Below are 15,915 nucleotides of genomic sequence, written 5' to 3'. Positions count from 1 at the left end.
ACAAAGATTGTGGTGCGCAGCCTATATCGAAAGCGGTTACGTGAGAAAATAGATTCATACCCAGCATGGCTAAGTGATAGGTTTAGGGAGTTTGTGCAAACAGTCATCGAAAAAAGCTAACCAAATTTTGGACCCCTAACGAATTGAGGGTGACGAATCAATTCCGGTTTTGAGGACTCCATTCCCAAAAACTGCTTTTTCAAATACTCTGACACTTTATCAAGCTCAGGGAATAACGTTGCAGCAGTTATTCCAAGTTGTTCAAGTTGTTTCAAAATTTTTTCTTTTTTGTCGTGAGGGATGATAAACCTTTTATTACTGCCGTTATTCAGCCAATGTCTTTGAATTGGAGCTGGGCGAAGTTTTGTATACAACCCTTTATCGTCATTATCTTCCCCGATTCCAAAAATCATGAATGCCCCGCTTTGTTTAATTATTCTAGGGTTCGTTAATTTTGGTTTAACACAAGCTACAGTCAATATATCTCGTGCATCTATTGAATCAGTAAAACTCGGCTTTTCCAGCCTTATATTGTGTAGAAGCTTAGGCTTTACTATTTCTGGAATTGGTGAAGGGCGAGTATAATTGATATGTGACTTTTTAATCGAAAAGTCTTCTGGGGTCCATGCTAGATTAGAAAGAATGGTGACAACATCACTGTCATAGTACTTTATCTCACTTTCTGGAATTGAGAACAAAATTAGCTCACCATCTTCAAACCTTTTCTGCTTATTCTCTATGCTTTCGCTACAGACAAAATAGAGAGCAACTAAGGGATTTTCTGTTATATCCAGTAATCGAGTTGGGACTCCATAGTGTTGCATTTTTACTAAAGATTCAAAGGCACTTTTCGAACTATTGAAATCGTCGGGACAACGTAGAGTTACCTCTCTTATTAACCTTGACTCTTGTTGAAAAAAGTTTTTGTCGCGATAGACACTAGGAAGAATTTGGAAATTTTTACTTGGGTGCCCCCTGTAGTATTGAACTGACTTACTTTGCATAAAGCTATCAGAAGAACTTTTAAGTTTTTCTAGTTTTTCTAAAAGGGTTCTAACACTACCTATTGTCTCAACCTCCATGTCATCTCTGTCATTATATGAATAAGCATCTTCTTTCTTTATTATCATTTTTTACCTTCCTTGTTGAACATAAAGTATCAGTAAAAAAGTAAAACGCAAACCAAAATACGATGGCTGGCTTCAGGTAGGCTTCTTGTTTAATCGGGCTGCAGCCCAAAATGATATCGAGAAGAGCGTATGGTTTTAGAAACTTTGAGAATTACAGAATAAGAGTGGTGACCCATTGTGGATGGGATGGTGTTATCAATTGTGTAAGTTGACTGCTGCTCCCCCGTTTATGGGGTAGAACCAATAAATGGTGCCCGGGGCCGGACTTGAACCGGCACGCTGTTACCAGCGAGGGATTTTAAATCCCTTGTGTCTACCAATTTCACCACCCGGGCATCGGGTTGCTTTTCAGCAAAGGTGTCAGGCGTAGAACCTGATGCTGCGTTGCAGCGTTTGGAGGCGGAACCCGGAGTCGAACCGAGATAGACGGATTTGCAATCCGCTGCATAGCCATTCTGCCATTCCGCCAGATGCGTCTGGCGCGTGATTAAAACTCATCTCTAAGAGATTGGAGCGGGAAACGAGATTCGAACTCGCGACCCCGACCTTGGCAAGGTCGTGCTCTACCAACTGAGCTATTCCCGCATGTCTTAATCGACCATTTCGTTTGGTTGATGTCCTCTCGAAATGTGGGGTGCATTCTACCTACCCATTCAAAACTGTCAACACAAAAAAGCGTTTAAATTGAGATAAATGCGGTTTTTTATGATCGTTTGCTATTTTTTTATTCACTTTGATTAATGTACGATCAATTTCACTTTACTGCGCCACTTCGAAGGTGTGGCCAGGCCGCTTTTGTATAAACAAACATTGACCAAATTGACAGCACTGCTGAGAAATATAAAAGAATATAACCTAAAGAAACCCAATAAATAGTTATGCCCATGAAAGTTTCTAATCCCGACAACAAGCCAATTAAGGCTAACATTTGCGCAGTGGTTTTTGCTTTACCTATAAAAGACACTTTAACCGCATCCCTTACACCATTCGAACCCATCCATTCACGTAACGCCGACACATAAATTTCACGAACCAATAGCGCAATAGATGGCAACGTGATCCACAGGTTTGCATAACTATGAGTAATCATAAGAAGAGCAGCGCCCACAATGAGCTTGTCTGCTACAGGATCTAAGAATGCACCAAAGGGTGTAGACTGCTGTAGTTTTCTTGCTAGATAGCCGTCAAACCAGTCCGTTATTGCCGCAAGCCAAAAAATAAATGCGCCTGCCTCGTGCGCCCAGCGCCAATCAAGAAAATAAACAACTACAAATACAGGAATAAGGATTACTCGGAATAAAGTAATACAGTTTGGAACAGTCCACATAAAAAGTACGTCTCGGTGTTATGCCTCTATGGGCGTTTTAGCGCGGTAGCGTATAAGCTCTGCATCTTTCATTTTTCTAACACATTACCTTAATTTGTAATGCATTGCTTGTTACTCATTCATTTATTGATGAAGGTGGTCGTAAATAGTTTCCGCCAGTTCAGGGCTTATACCAGGTACATTTGAAATTTCATCTTTGCTGGCTTTCTTAAGACCCTGCAAGCCCCCCATGAATTTAAGCAGTGTTTGTCTGCGTTTAGCACCAATACCAGGTATGCTTTCCAAACTCGACGTGGTTTTAACTTTCTGGCGTCGGTTGCGGTGCCCAGTAATGGCAAATCGGTGAGACTCATCGCGAATATGCTGAATAAGGTGAAGCCCTGGCGAATGGCTGTCCATCGGCAGAACCTGATGGCTACCTGCCAGTATTAGTGTTTCTAAGCCAGGCTTACGGGTGGTGCCTTTTGCCACGCCTAACAGCATAGGCTTTTTATCATGGGGCCAATCTTCAAAAAACGCTTCTGCTTGGGCAAGCTGTCCTTTACCACCGTCTATTAATAGAAGGTCAGGTATTTTTTGCACTTCTTTCACTGACTTGTAGCGACGTTTTAACGCCTGTGCCATGGCCGCGTAGTCATCGCCTGGGGTGATGCCTTCTATATTATATCGGCGATAGTCACTTTTGTGCGGACCTTCACGATTAAATACCACACACGAAGCCACCGTTTGCTGGCCAGACGTATGTGATATATCAAAACACTCCATGCGTTGAATAGGCGTATCAACTTCCAGTGCCGCTTCTAAGTCGAGATAGCGTGCAAACACAGACTTTTGCTGACTGTATTGAGCATCTAACGCAGTTTGCGCATTTGACTGCGCCAGCTGCAGGTACTTGCGTTTCTCTTCCCTCGCCCCTTTAAAGAACTGGACCTTGTGTCCCGCTTCACTGGCTAGTACATCTGCTATCGCGTCTTCGTCAGTTAATGTATTGCTAAGTACTATCTGCTTGGGAATAACTTTGTTACCCGCCAGATAGAACTGTAGGAAGAAAGATTCAAAAACTTCTTGTTCATCGGCAGTGTTGGGTACTTTGGGAAAATAGGCCTTGCTGCCTAACAACTGCCCTTCACGAATAAACATTACCTGAATACACGCCATATTGCCTTTGAACGCAAACCCAAACACATCCATTTCGTCTTGAGTACCGGCAACCCACTGTCGTTCTTGAACTTTTCTTAGTGCATTAATCTGATCGCGGTAACGGGCAGCAGCTTCAAAGTTGAGTGCCTCGCTGGCTGCTTCCATCTTTTCCACCAGCCCACCAATGACCTGCTGGTTTTTACCTTTCAAGAACAAGCGTGCAAAATTGACCTGCTCTTTATATTCTTCATCGCTCACATAGCCTTCTACACACGGCGCACTGCAGCGCTGCATCTGATACTGAAGACAAGGTCTGCTGCGTGCTCGGTAATAGCTATCTTCGCACTGACGTACGGGGAAGATTCGCTGCATTGAACGCAAGCTTTCTCGCACCGACCACGCACTGGGATATGGGCCAAAGTATTCGCCCTTTTTCTTTTGAGGGCCGCGATGGAAAGAAAGCCTTGGATGTTCGTGGTCGGATAAGAAGATAAAGGGATAAGACTTGTCGTCACGCATGACCACGTTGTAACGCGGTTTGTATTTCTTGATGAAGTTGTTCTCAAGCAAGAACGCTTCGGTTTCGCTGTTTACAACCGTGACATCCATGTTCGCAATCTGACTAACTAGCGAACGCGTTTTGGCGTTATCAAGATTACTACGAAAATAGCTTGATACACGCTTTTTAAGGTTTTTGGCTTTTCCTACGTAAATAACCTCTTCCTGACTATTGTACATGCGGTACACGCCAGGTTGAGAGGTTAGATTCTTAAGAAATGCTGCTGAATCAAATGCAGACATAATCACTTTGACGTTGCGCGTCTAGTGACGCTTAAAAGGTGTTAGGATTGATAAGCTTATGACGATAGGCCAAGTGCGTTAGCTCTACATCAGAATTTACGCCTAACTTTTGAAACATTCGGTAACGGTAAGTATTAACCGTTTTTGAGTTAATACTGAGTTCTCGGGCTATATCCGGCACTTTGTGACCTTCGGTTAATCGCATTGCTATTGTAAGTTCTCTACTCGATAGCTCGTCAAACGGATTATCCGAACTAGGCAATAACTTACCGATGGCGATGCTATTGGCCACTTCTTGATCAACATACTTTTGTCCTGCCGCAACTTTATGGATAGCGCGTATTACTTCGTCTGGCTCTGCATCTTTTGTCAGAAAACCGTATGCGCCTGCGTCCATAACTTGCATTGGAATAGGACTTTCCTTGTGCATTGAAACACAAATAACACGCGTATTTTCAGACATACGAACAATTTTCTTTGTCGCCTCCAGTCCACCAATACCGGGCATATTCACGTCCATGAGTACCACATCTGGCGCGTTTTTTCGGCACAAAAGTACCGCGTCTTCACCGTTCTTCGCTTCTGCGAGAATAGTAAAATCGTCTACGTCTTCCAGAATCCGGCGTATCCCTGTTCTGACCAAATCATGGTCATCTGCTAGGATTATTTTTATCACTCTAGTATCTCACTGACTTCAGTTTTACATACAACTGGAATAAAGACTGATAATGCTCATTAATGAGAAGTATTACCAGCCTTTAACCTTATCCAAGTCATCATACCACGAGATAAGAATTCGTGAAGTAGAGATACACAATTTGAAACTAAATTATTGATCTAGATTACTTTTAGGCAGCTATTTAGGTAATTCAAACCACAAGGCCACACTTTCCTCTGAGGCTTTCAGACGAATGATGTCTTGCTCGTAAATACCCAAAGCATCGCCTGCCTCTATTTCAACTGCATTCGTTTCACTGTCTACCACAGCCTGTACATTACCGCTAATCATATGAAGGTAACCCTTTTGGTCTTCAGTGCCATGCTCCCATGTTTCGCCAGCTTTCAAAGTTAAACGGCTGATTGCCGCATTTTGCTTAATGCGTAATGACCCTTCCCTACCGTTATCACTTACTAATAATTCAAGCTTTGAATCATGGTTATTTCCACCCGCCTGTGTGCCAAAGGTTTTTTGCGCATAGCTGGGCGTACCGCCTTTTTCATTGGGCACAATCCAAATTTGCAGAAAGTTAACAGGCTCTTCAGTAGAAGGGTTAAACTCCGAATGCATAATACCCTTACCTGCACTCATTACTTGCACGTCACCCGCAGGCACTACGTACTCATTACCGGTATTATCCTTGTGCTTTAAAGCACCGCTCACAACATATGAAATTATCTCCATATCTCTGTGACCATGGGTTTCAAAACCTCTACCGGCCTGAACAACATCGTCATTGATAACCCGTAGCGCTGAAAACCCCATATGTTTTGCGTCATAATAGTGTCCAAACGAAAAGCTATGTTGGCTTTTTAGCCAGCCAAAGTTCACTTTTCCTCTTTCATTCGCTTTTCTCAAATACATCATCTTGCATTCCTTATAACCGTAAGCCGCCACTGACTCTTCTGCCCAAAAGGAGTAACGCTGGGCGATAGAACATGTGTTAAGGGCTAATTGTTTAATAAGGCCATTTTAATCCTCTTTAATAGAAATAAAATGTCATATATTTGAGCTTATTATTCTAATATTTAGAATTAAACTAACTGTCGGTCAACAGATGCGAGTTAAGCTACGCTAAGAAATAAAGCACAGTCTTTGCAGCGCGGTTTCTACAACCGCAGGGTGACAGGCTAAATTTAGCCTAATATGGTGTGGAGAACCAAAGCTCGCGCCGTCGTTACCTATCACGCCGCGCTCAATACATCCTTCCACAGTGGTCACGGGTGAATATTTGAGAGGTTGACGAGAAGCGTCACCTAAAGGAGCTTCATCCACAGAAGCGATACTGTTCGGCTGTGTTAAATGCGAAGGGAATGTTGAAAGGTCTAGCCACAAGAAATAGCCAGCGCTGCCCATTGTATAATTAACAGATAAACCATAGTGCTCAAAGAAGCGCACAACAAGCTTTCGGTTGAAGCTCAACGCACTTTTTACGCTGTCTAACCAAGTACTTCCCTTCTCATAGGCGGCAATCAACGCAACTTTTCCTAAGTTACTTGCGTTCAGGTGCCTGCTATTAATAGCTTGGGCAAACGTCTCTCTGATCGTTTTATCCTTAATGACCACATACGATGCACCTGGAATACTCGCTAGGTTAAACGCCTTGGACACGCTATTAATGTGGATAATGCGTGGCAGTTGATGAGTATGGATATTACCACCGTTTAGACTTTCTTGGCGACCCTTGCTCTTATTGCTTACCTCTGCACCAAACATGGGGATTAGCGTTGGTTCATTTGACGAGTTAAATGCAAACTCGCTGTGCACCTCATCAGTGATCATTAAAATACCGTTCTTGGCGCAGAAGCTCATAATAACACGCTGCTCTTCTGCACTTAATACTGTACCTGTAGGGTTATTAGGATGGCAAATCACGAATGCAGCCGCAGCACTATCGAAGGCTGAAGTATCTATAGTTGCGTTAGAACCTTCGACGTCTTCCTGACGACTCTTGTCGCTATCCTTTGTCGCGGCAACTTCAGAAAGCTTAGTCTGAATTTGACGCGCGTTTTGAATGACTGGAATAGATACTGGCGTTAAGCCGTTATTATGAATGGTCTCTGTTAAAGGGGAATAGGTTGGTGTTAAAACCATGACTTTTTGACTAGGTTGGCAAAAAGTGTGAAGTGCAACGTCTATTGCTCCTATTGCGCTCGCAACATCCACAACATCGCCACTTTCCACTTTAAAGCGACTACTTTTTTGCGTGGTACGCTCAAAACGTTTTGCTACCGCGTCACCGATATCAAGGGACTGATATCCATAAGTAGAGCGAAGGTTTTGTGTAATCGCGCTGAGAATTTCATCACAAGGCGGGATGTCCATATCCGCTATCCACATTGGAATAGGGTCTTGCTGAGACGCGACAACGTTCGCTTGAGATGAAGACGCGCCCTGAAAGCGGCGAAATATCGCTGAATATTTAAGACGGGTTTGATCGAGTTTAAGGTGAGAAGGTGCCTGCCATACATCCTTGTAAGGCATAAACTCGCTTTGCATAGCGTTGAACACGGGGAGATGGCTTAGCGCGTTGCTCACCTTCACATTATCCTATCTATATAGCCTTACGCATTTACTATTAGCTAAAGGCCTTCTGAAATCTATTATATTTATAAGCGCGAAACACGCGTACCGCGCTCACTTTATATTGCACACACACTTTAATAGACACCGTGTTATTCTATCTTTTCAAACACGTTAAATTCAGAAAGCGTATGTTGGTATTTCCGCTTTGTTTCTCGAATGACAAATGGAATGTCTTTAGGTTCAGCAATTCGTTTAAAGCTCTGACCTAATGCATCTTCAAGCGCCTGAGTAGAGCTAAGCGTTTCACCATTTTCATCTTTGTAGCCGCCCAACCATTCACTTCTTTCGGTATACTCTTCCAACCATGTAAAGGGGCTGGCGACAACGAGCAATCCACCTTTATTTAGCCGCGTGGCCATGTCCGTTAATACCTTTCTTGGACTATACACTCTATCAATAAGGTTGCCTAAGAAGATCAAGTCGTAGCCTGTGAATTGCGGCTTCAAATTACACGCATCACCTTGTGCGAAAGCAACGTTGTCTACACTGTCATCTAAACCGAGCGCGGAGAGCTTGCGCGCCTTAAACGACGTAAGTTCACCTTCTTCTATAAGGTTATAGCGTATTTCACCACGCTCTTGCATCTCAAACGCTGTTTTTATAAAGCGTGCAGAAAAATCGATGCCATCGACATGATCGAAGTATTTTGCAAGTTCAAAGGTAGACCGACCAACGGCACACCCTAAATCTAACGCTTTAGCGTGTTGACGCCCTTGCATAGCGTCAATACAAAACTGCGCACTGGCTTTAGCAAAATTAGGGACGCCGTAGTACTCGTCGCCGTAATGGAATTCACTGTATTGCGAAACCTGTGTATCACTTTCATAATCAAAATCGTTCACTGCTATAACTCGCTTTCCTTGAACATACCGAAACCCCGCGTGCTGAAAGAAGTGGCGCCTAAAAGCGTAACGACTATCTTTCATTGCTTCGTTACCTGTAGATACCCAACTACCGCCTTTAATGAGGTTATGCTTATTGTCGAATGTTGGTGTTGTAAAGTCGTCATATAAAGGATGAACGTTAAAGCCCTCAAACGGATAGATGGGTGTTTCTGTCCATTGCCATACGTTGCCAACAACATCATAAAATTCGCCGGACTTATTAACATTAACAGGTTCACTCGACGCATACTTTTGCAGCGCTATGTTGAATCCTTCGCTGTATACGGTTTGTGTTATACCAGCCTGCTGTCGTAACGCTTGCCATTCATTTTCAGTCGGCAGACGAATAAGATCACCCGTTTTTTCACTCAAGTAGTTACAAAACGCTTTCGCTTCATGATAATTCACATCCACAGGCCAATCTAAAGGTAGTGGATGCTCTTCAAGCATGCTGCGATATAAATAATCATCACCCTTTTTAATCCAAAATACAGGATACTGAGCTTTAGTGTATTCACGCCACTTATTGCCTTCAGCCTCCCAGTATTTTGCGTTGTTATAGCCGCCGTCTTGCACAAACGATAAATACTCACCATTACTTACAAGAAATTTAGACGCACTAAACTCGCTAACGGATTCTTGCTGAGAACCATATTCATTGTCCCAGCCGTAATAAGCACTGTCCCACGCTTTGTCATTTATGACTTTCTGTGCCGGAACGGTCATTAAAACATTAGCCTCTAACGCTTCAGCATTAGTTTGCATAGTGCTACATGCAGGCCATTCTGGGCTGGGGCGTACCGATGCAATGGGTAGCTGTCTGATTAGAACAGATGAGGTTTCTAAATGAATACGTTCATGCTCTATTCCCATAACAACGGGCCACATTGGACTTTCCCAGTCAATAGGCATGCTGAAAGACATGGTATCTATTAAATCGCATACCAATGTGCGCACTTGATTACGATATTGACGCACCTCTTCCACCTTCGGCCAGTCGTAATTTTCATCGTTAAGATCATCCCAACTCATTTCATCAACACCAATGGCAAATAGCGATTCAAATTTTGGGTTAATGCGCTCGTTTATCGCCTTAGACAGTACTAATTTATTGATAAAGAAGGTAGCAGTATGACCAAAATAGAAAATTAACGGATGGCGCAACTTTTCAGGTCGTTGATAAAATACGTCATCATTGGCAAGACAAGAGAAAAGCGATTCGTAGGTATCAAAGGAATCGAGGAAATAAGCCTTTATTTCCTGTCTTTTTTGCTCAACTGTTCCGTCCCGTAAATTAAGTGTGGGCATTGCCTGCATAATGTCCTCTCGATTTTTGTTATTACTACCAACTGCGTAGGACCAGCGCCGTAAAAATAAAAGAAGAGCGCTTTAAAATGCCGTAATGATTTCAGTTGATTGCTAACCCTTTATGTATACCAAGCTTTTATGAATAAAGCGCGACATATCTAGGTTTTTATGGAATGTCCTGTAATTACAAGATACAGACAGGATGAGATCAGAAAATATTTCACAACAAACTTATGCCTGCGATGATGCTGTGAAACACCGTTTAACTTAAAGCTCGTGATCATAAAAAGCATGGAGATACCGTTGGTTATCATGTTACGTTTACCTAGCTTACTAAATGCCCGATTCAACGTTGGCTAATTAAGCTGCGTCGGTAAACAGCATACTTATACGTTTATACCTTCACACCTTCAGAAACGAAAAAGGATTTTTCTTAACATGAAATCAGTAATTTACATAGCAGTAACGCTGCTCTCGTTGTACGGTTCACCCGCGACTGCAGCTGACAACTATACTAATGCGCTTCTCAATGAAGCCGTTCGCAAAGGCAATAAGAGTACCCCTTTAATTGTAAACCCAACACTCACTATGGAGCGCCTATCAACCAGTGACGGAGAGATCACTTATCACTATCGCTCTATGACGTTGACTCAAAACAAAGGCGTTAATCAATTTGTAGAGGAACAACAAAAGAAGCTCTATCCGTATGTGTGCACTTCACCCTCGCAAGAAATTTTTAGGCGACATGGCATTACAGTTAATTATTTGTACAACGATAAGAATAATGATTTTTATGCGGTGATAAGTATCGACACTACAACGTGTAACGAGGTTGGTTGAAAACGTTCTAGCAGCACGTTTTTATTTGACCCATAAAAAAAACCCGCAACAATGTGCGGGTTTTTCGTATTTGGCGGAGAGTGAGGGATTCGAACCCCCGGTGGGTTTGACCCCACGTCTGATTTCAAGTCAGGTGCATTAAACCGGGCTCTGCCAACTCTCCTGAAGTGACGCTTATCTTAATGATTTACGTGAAGCTGTAAAGCACTAATTTCAATTAAATCAATCAACTGGTGAAATATTCACCTTTTCGCAAGAATAATAACCATCTTGGTAGAAAATGACCTGCGTTCTCATTATTTAAAAACACTATTAGCGTTAACCTACTATAAATGCACGTAAAACTTAAAACGAAGTTTTTTAAAAGCGATTGAAGTTCTCACTCAAAAATTCTCATTAGGTATTCTATGCACGTAGACAGTTCATGATGCCAAAATGATAATGTTCGTTTAGCTTTGAACAATATAGTTTTGCGTAGGTTTCACTCTTGGCTATAGCCATATACTAAAGCGCGTAAATTTAGCCCATAAAAAAACCCGCAACAATGTGCGGGTTTTTCGTATTTGGCGGAGAGTGAGGGATTCGAACCCCCGGTGGGTTTGACCCCACGTCTGATTTCAAGTCAGGTGCATTAAACCGGGCTCTGCCAACTCTCCTGAAGTGCTGCGTATCTTAATGATTTATGTGGGACTGTAAAGCACTAATTTTAACATTTTTACTCAAACGACCAATTGATAATCAAAGTGTTCAAAATTTAATTGCTCTCGTTTAACGCAGCCGGTATCCAATCAGGTGTTGCACTGACGCGGCAATGTGAAGCACTGGTCAATCACACCACATAAACATGCTTGCAGGTTTGGTTAGAAGCGTTAAAGACAGAGCTTTATCAGCTGCTCTATTATTAACACCATAACAAACATGGAGAGGGAGAAGGTGCTCTTCTCTAGGATGAGCGTATCGCGCATCCGGCGCGCTGTACCATTCAACAAGACGAGCTTTTCGTTCATTCTCGCTGTAGGCACTGGTCTGCATAGTTGTCTGAAGCCAGTTATTAAAGCGCGTTGCTTTTCGCATTGCATCATCGGAGCTATCAAAAAAGCCCTGCATATTGTGAAAAGAAGACCCCGAGCCCAATACTAAAATATTCACTTCGTTCTTTGCTTCACTATTTACAGGCTCTACCCCGAGTTCAACAGCTTTCCTAATTGCTTCCCCCAATAGCACATGCTTTTTAGAATCCAAATCAGACGTAATGGATAGTTGAATACAGGGTACATCGGCACTGGGATACATAATACTTAGGGGAATGAACATTCCATGATCGAAACCACGTGCCCTATCCTCCCGTACAGCGATGCCTTGCCCTGCTAAACGCTTTAGTAATAAAGTTGCGAGTGCTACTTCCCCTTTGGCCGGATATTCAAGGGAATACGCCTCTTTAGGGAAGCCATAATAGTCATAAATCAAGGAAGGTTCTGGGTGAGTAGTTACACAGACTTCAGTATCTTCCCAATGGGCACTAATCACTATGACTGCATCAGGTTTGGGTAAATCTGTTGATAATGCTTTGAGCGCTTCAATCATTTCAATGTGATAGGCAGGCATTCTCGCCTCTCCTACTGACTGCATTTCAAGAAGTGGAAGCGGCCCTCCACCATGAGAAATATAAGCGGTGCTAATTCTCACAGACGGGCGAGTTTGCGTTCGCTGTTGCATAAAACCATACCTTGTTAGATGTAGAGAATACCATTCCTGCACTCCCACGCTTCGCTAGGAAACTTGCCAGCGTCTTATGAGTGGGCAATTATCTATGCGGATTGATATAAGGGCTCCATAGCCATTGAAACCGGCGCATTTGGGCCGGTTTCGTTAGTCGTCGAATCTCACAACCTCTATTTATTAAGCTTGTGACTAATAAGAGAGTCGATTGAAAGTTTACCGCCACCTTGAATAGCTAGCGCACCTGTTGCAGCAAGTAGCGTTAGTGCAAACTCGTAACCGTTGTTAGTCATAAATAAACCGTTTGCTGCATGTACACTAAAAATCGCAATCACCATTGTGAATGCACTTACTAAAGCGGCTGGGCGTGTTAGAAAACCTATAATAAGCGCTAGCCCGCCAAAAAACTCAGCGCTGCCGGCCAGCAATGCCATTAAAAAGCCTGGCGCTAAACCAATGCTTTCCATCCACTGACCTGTGCCTTCTAGTCCATAACCACCAAACCACGCAAAAAGCTTTTGTGCGCCGTGTGCAGTAAGAATAATGCCCACAGGCACACGTAAAACCAAACTAGAAATACTGCTGTTAGAAGTAAAAATGTTTTTCAGAAATTGCTTGTTCATTGTTGAATCCTCAAAGTCTCTCGTAATTGAAAGTGTCATATCTAAAAAGTGATGAACGCTCCGCCTAACTTCATTGAGTTGGCACAGCGCTAACCTGATGCATATAGAATAGTTACCAACACCTATTGAATAAAGCGGTTAAATATTGAATGATTACCAACAATTTGTTGTTTATAGAGACGAATGGCTAAACGATGGATAAATTATCGCTACTGAAAACCTTCTGCGTTGTTGCGAATGAAGGCAGTTTTACAAAAGCTGCAGAAAAGCTAGACACGTCAAATCAACTCGTAAGCAAGTATGTTGCCGAATTAGAGAAGCAACTTGATACGCGTTTATTCAATCGCACTACAAGAAAAATTCACCTAACCGAGGCTGGTCAACAGTGTTTGCAACATGCAAATCATATTCTTGAAAGCGTAACCGATATGGAAAGTCAGCTTGGGTTGCTCAATACAGAAGCAAAGGGAGTTCTGCACGTAAGTGCCCCTGTCTCTTTCTCAACATTACATTTAGCGAGTGCACTCAGTGCGTTTCAACAAGCACACCCTCACGTATCGATAAACTTGCAGCTAAACGATAGAAAGATTGATGTGATAGACGAAGGCTTTGATGTAGCAATACGTGCAGGTCACCTAGCTAACTCGTCGCTGGTGGCCAAGAAAATCACAACGATAAAGCTGGCCCTGTGCGCTTCACCAGCCTACCTGGAAAAATATGGCACACCGCAACATCCAGCTGAATTAAAACCTGAACACTATCTTGAGTACTCCTACGTCAACTACGATAACGATAAATCAGCGCTTATTGCGGCGCTCAAAGCAAATGCCCAGACTGTGACGCCTAAACTAACCGCCAATAATGGAGAAGTCCTAACCAATGTAGCAAAGCAGGGTGAAGGTTATGTACTTCAACCTACCTTCATTGCCGGTGAAGCGCTCAAAAACGGGGAACTCGTGTCCATACTGGACGATTTCGTACCGCAAGCTATCTCTTTGTATGCGGTCTATCCTCATCGTAAGCTCATTTCTAATAAGCTAAGGGTTTTCATTGACTTTTTATCAAGCTATTTTGAAAGTACGCCCTACTGGGACAAGTAAATCGCGGTACGCGTAACGCTTAATTTATGTGGTAAAAACGTAACTTCAGTGGATGAGTGATATCAGCATAATAAATTAAATAAAAACGGCGTGGAGAAACACCTCCGACGCCGTTCGCGTAATAGCATATCTGGTTTCAGTAAATTGAACTTTAAAGAAGTATCCTTACCCTAAAGCCCTCATCACATTCTGAAGGTTTCCATAATCGCGGGCACACCCGGGAACATACCAATTAGTGCCATAACGGTACATAACACCAAAAACGTAATTCCTGGAATTAGCCAACGCCCTGCTTTGCCGAGCTCTCCAGCTCTATCTTTGCACCCAACGAGCCCCAAATTATCCAAAAGCATAGTAAAAGACCATCCGAATACTGGATTAACTAGTACAGAGGAGATCACCACCAATGCGGCAGATTGCGTCGTTTTACCTTCACGCGTCATTTGCATACCGGCTTCCATTAGCGGCAGAAAGACCCCAACAATAAGCGCTACGCAAAGCACTGGCGGCCAAATTGCTAGATCCATGGGGTAACCCCAAAGTGCCGCTACAACGCATAAAAAGCCAGTAACTAATGCACCACCGGGTATGGGTCTGCGCGCGATTGAAGCCGGAATAATGTAGGTCCCCCACGAAGATGAGATATTCCCCCCTCCCAGTAGGCTTCCCACTGCCTGACGACTAGATGCAGCAATCATGGTGTCATCTATATTCATGTGCGCTCGTTCACTTTTTTTAGGGTAGCTAAGCTTTTGGAAGACTTGATGACCCAAGAAATCTGGCGACCACATAGACACAGCCAGCACAGCAAAAGGCAGCACAGCAATGAAATGTGACCAGTCTGGCAGACCTAGTTTCCAACCTGTGTCTTCCCCCCACCAATAAGCAGGGTTCAAGTTAGGCATACCCGGCGACGTTGTGAACTCAAATGGCGCACCGAAGGAAAACGCAATGACCGCCGCCATCACCGCACCAAGCGGAATGGCTAGCCAGCGCTTTTGAATATGCTCTAGCCATGCATACATTAAAATAGTGGCAATGATCACCACGAAGGCTAAGTAAGCCATATCGAAGCTTTCTGCCCACGCAAAGAGTTTCTTGACCTGGCCTGTAATGCCAATAAACCCTAAGTACAACAGCAATCCACCGCATACACCGTTACTGGTTAGCCTAGCAAGCACACTGCCGCCCTTCGTTATTCCTAAGATAAAACCAAAGAGTCCAATGAGCAGACCGAGCGCCATGGGATGGCCGCCAGATGCAACAATAAGGGGTACCAAGGGCAGTAAGGGGCCGTGTGTACCTGCTAAATTAGCTGACGGGTTTAGGAAACCGGAAATCAGAACAACGAACAAGACTGCTGCAATGAGTAATTCAAAGCGCACGTTTTCAATAACAAACTCAGGAGATAGCCCTAGCGGTGCTGCGAATGCACCTACTACGGCGGCAACCATAACGATTTTTCCTATGGTCGCCGCCATGCCTGGCACGAAGTCTTCCCACTCAACGCGGTAGTCTTTACCAGGTAGGTTCAACCGCCAACGTTTTGGAGAAAGTATTTGAAGTTCGTGATTTAAATATTCGTCTCTTGATTTAAAACTACTGCTCGGTTTGTGAAGATTTTGATAAGAAGAACTTTCTTGTGACACATAACACCTTTAGATTGCGCGAAGAAAAGCGCAAGCCTAAACATGTGAATGGAATGTAACAATGCGACTGTGGTCTTATACGAAAGTCTA

Annotated in this window: 12 protein-coding genes and 5 tRNA genes; 2 read left to right on the top strand and 15 right to left on the bottom strand. The window is 43.3% G+C overall.

What is annotated here, in order from left to right:
* Positions 1-116 precede the first annotated feature (116 nt).
* The 10 genes from MHN00_RS11345 to ovoA form a co-directional block, all read right to left on the bottom strand.
* The gene (locus MHN00_RS11345) at positions 117-1,130 is read right to left on the bottom strand and encodes an FRG domain-containing protein (protein WP_187447638.1); all 1,014 of its coding nucleotides are present in this window, start codon (positions 1,128-1,130) and stop codon (positions 117-119) included.
* 248 nt (positions 1,131-1,378) lie between these two features.
* Positions 1,379-1,465 (bottom strand) — tRNA-Leu (locus tag MHN00_RS11335).
* A gap of 59 nt (positions 1,466-1,524) precedes the next feature.
* Positions 1,525-1,598: transfer RNA gene (locus tag MHN00_RS11330), tRNA-Cys, on the bottom strand.
* A gap of 41 nt (positions 1,599-1,639) precedes the next feature.
* A tRNA-Gly gene (locus MHN00_RS11325) sits at positions 1,640-1,715 on the bottom strand.
* A 169-nt stretch (positions 1,716-1,884) separates the two neighbouring features.
* Complete coding sequence (gene pgsA, locus MHN00_RS11320) at positions 1,885-2,457, bottom strand: CDP-diacylglycerol--glycerol-3-phosphate 3-phosphatidyltransferase (RefSeq protein ID WP_014949608.1); 573 nt, start codon at positions 2,455-2,457, stop codon at positions 1,885-1,887.
* 123 nt (positions 2,458-2,580) lie between these two features.
* Positions 2,581-4,398 (bottom strand): excinuclease ABC subunit UvrC, encoded by a 1,818-nt coding sequence (gene uvrC / locus MHN00_RS11315; protein WP_039227661.1) that lies wholly within the window; start codon positions 4,396-4,398, stop codon positions 2,581-2,583.
* Positions 4,399-4,429: 31 nt separating this feature from the next.
* Entirely contained in the window at positions 4,430-5,074 is a 645-nt protein-coding gene (gene uvrY, locus MHN00_RS11310) for a UvrY/SirA/GacA family response regulator transcription factor (protein WP_014949610.1), read from the bottom strand.
* 180 nt (positions 5,075-5,254) lie between these two features.
* The gene (locus MHN00_RS11305; protein ID WP_049588228.1) at positions 5,255-5,983 is read right to left on the bottom strand and encodes a pirin family protein; all 729 of its coding nucleotides are present in this window, start codon (positions 5,981-5,983) and stop codon (positions 5,255-5,257) included.
* A 207-nt stretch (positions 5,984-6,190) separates the two neighbouring features.
* A complete protein-coding gene (locus tag MHN00_RS11300) occupies positions 6,191-7,654 on the bottom strand; it encodes an aminotransferase class I/II-fold pyridoxal phosphate-dependent enzyme (RefSeq protein WP_239301185.1) in 1,464 nt (487 codons plus the stop codon).
* A gap of 137 nt (positions 7,655-7,791) precedes the next feature.
* On the bottom strand, positions 7,792-9,903 hold the full coding sequence (gene ovoA, locus MHN00_RS11295) for a 5-histidylcysteine sulfoxide synthase (RefSeq protein WP_239301184.1): 2,112 nt from the start codon (positions 9,901-9,903) through the stop codon (positions 7,792-7,794).
* Positions 9,904-10,332: 429 nt separating this feature from the next.
* On the opposite strand from ovoA, the gene MHN00_RS11290 reads away from it, so the two are divergent.
* Positions 10,333-10,734: a hypothetical protein gene (locus MHN00_RS11290; RefSeq protein WP_014949614.1), complete on the top strand. Its 402-nt coding sequence runs from the start codon at positions 10,333-10,335 to the stop codon at positions 10,732-10,734.
* Between the two features lie 71 nt (positions 10,735-10,805).
* Here MHN00_RS11290 and MHN00_RS11285 read toward each other — a convergent pair.
* The 4 genes from MHN00_RS11285 to MHN00_RS11270 form a co-directional block, all read right to left on the bottom strand.
* Positions 10,806-10,897: transfer RNA gene (locus MHN00_RS11285), tRNA-Ser, on the bottom strand.
* A 401-nt stretch (positions 10,898-11,298) separates the two neighbouring features.
* Positions 11,299-11,390, bottom strand: a tRNA-Ser gene (locus MHN00_RS11280).
* A 169-nt stretch (positions 11,391-11,559) separates the two neighbouring features.
* The gene (locus tag MHN00_RS11275) at positions 11,560-12,450 is read right to left on the bottom strand and encodes a class III extradiol ring-cleavage dioxygenase (protein WP_239301183.1); all 891 of its coding nucleotides are present in this window, start codon (positions 12,448-12,450) and stop codon (positions 11,560-11,562) included.
* Positions 12,451-12,626: 176 nt separating this feature from the next.
* Complete coding sequence (locus tag MHN00_RS11270; protein ID WP_014949616.1) at positions 12,627-13,076, bottom strand: DoxX family protein; 450 nt, start codon at positions 13,074-13,076, stop codon at positions 12,627-12,629.
* A 194-nt stretch (positions 13,077-13,270) separates the two neighbouring features.
* On the opposite strand from MHN00_RS11270, the gene MHN00_RS11265 reads away from it, so the two are divergent.
* Positions 13,271-14,176, top strand: a complete 906-nt coding sequence (locus MHN00_RS11265) for a LysR family transcriptional regulator (RefSeq protein WP_014949617.1) — start codon at positions 13,271-13,273, stop codon at positions 14,174-14,176.
* A 182-nt stretch (positions 14,177-14,358) separates the two neighbouring features.
* On the opposite strand, the gene MHN00_RS11260 is transcribed toward MHN00_RS11265, so the two are convergent.
* Positions 14,359-15,825 (bottom strand): DUF3360 family protein, encoded by a 1,467-nt coding sequence (locus MHN00_RS11260; RefSeq protein ID WP_014949618.1) that lies wholly within the window; start codon positions 15,823-15,825, stop codon positions 14,359-14,361.
* Positions 15,826-15,915: the final 90 nt, after the last annotated feature.

Origin of the sequence: Alteromonas sp. Cnat2-8 (assembly GCF_022348355.1) — a bacterium.
GTDB lineage: Bacteria > Pseudomonadota > Gammaproteobacteria > Enterobacterales > Alteromonadaceae > Alteromonas > Alteromonas macleodii.
The sequence above is the reverse complement of the archived record's forward strand: the minus strand, read 5'-3'. Positions and strand labels throughout refer to the sequence as shown.

Coding starts and splice junctions, on each gene's coding strand:
- MHN00_RS11305 (WP_049588228.1), bottom strand. CDS start 5,983: ATGATGTATTTGAGAAAAGCGAATGAAAGAGGAAAAGTGAACTTTGGC.
- uvrC (WP_039227661.1), bottom strand. CDS start 4,398: ATGTCTGCATTTGATTCAGCAGCATTTCTTAAGAATCTAACCTCTCAA.
- MHN00_RS11290 (WP_014949614.1), top strand. CDS start 10,333: ATGAAATCAGTAATTTACATAGCAGTAACGCTGCTCTCGTTGTACGGT.
- MHN00_RS11345 (WP_187447638.1), bottom strand. CDS start 1,130: ATGATAATAAAGAAAGAAGATGCTTATTCATATAATGACAGAGATGAC.
- MHN00_RS11265 (WP_014949617.1), top strand. CDS start 13,271: ATGGATAAATTATCGCTACTGAAAACCTTCTGCGTTGTTGCGAATGAA.
- ovoA (WP_239301184.1), bottom strand. CDS start 9,903: ATGCAGGCAATGCCCACACTTAATTTACGGGACGGAACAGTTGAGCAA.
- MHN00_RS11270 (WP_014949616.1), bottom strand. CDS start 13,076: ATGAACAAGCAATTTCTGAAAAACATTTTTACTTCTAACAGCAGTATT.
- pgsA (WP_014949608.1), bottom strand. CDS start 2,457: ATGTGGACTGTTCCAAACTGTATTACTTTATTCCGAGTAATCCTTATT.
- MHN00_RS11275 (WP_239301183.1), bottom strand. CDS start 12,450: ATGCAACAGCGAACGCAAACTCGCCCGTCTGTGAGAATTAGCACCGCT.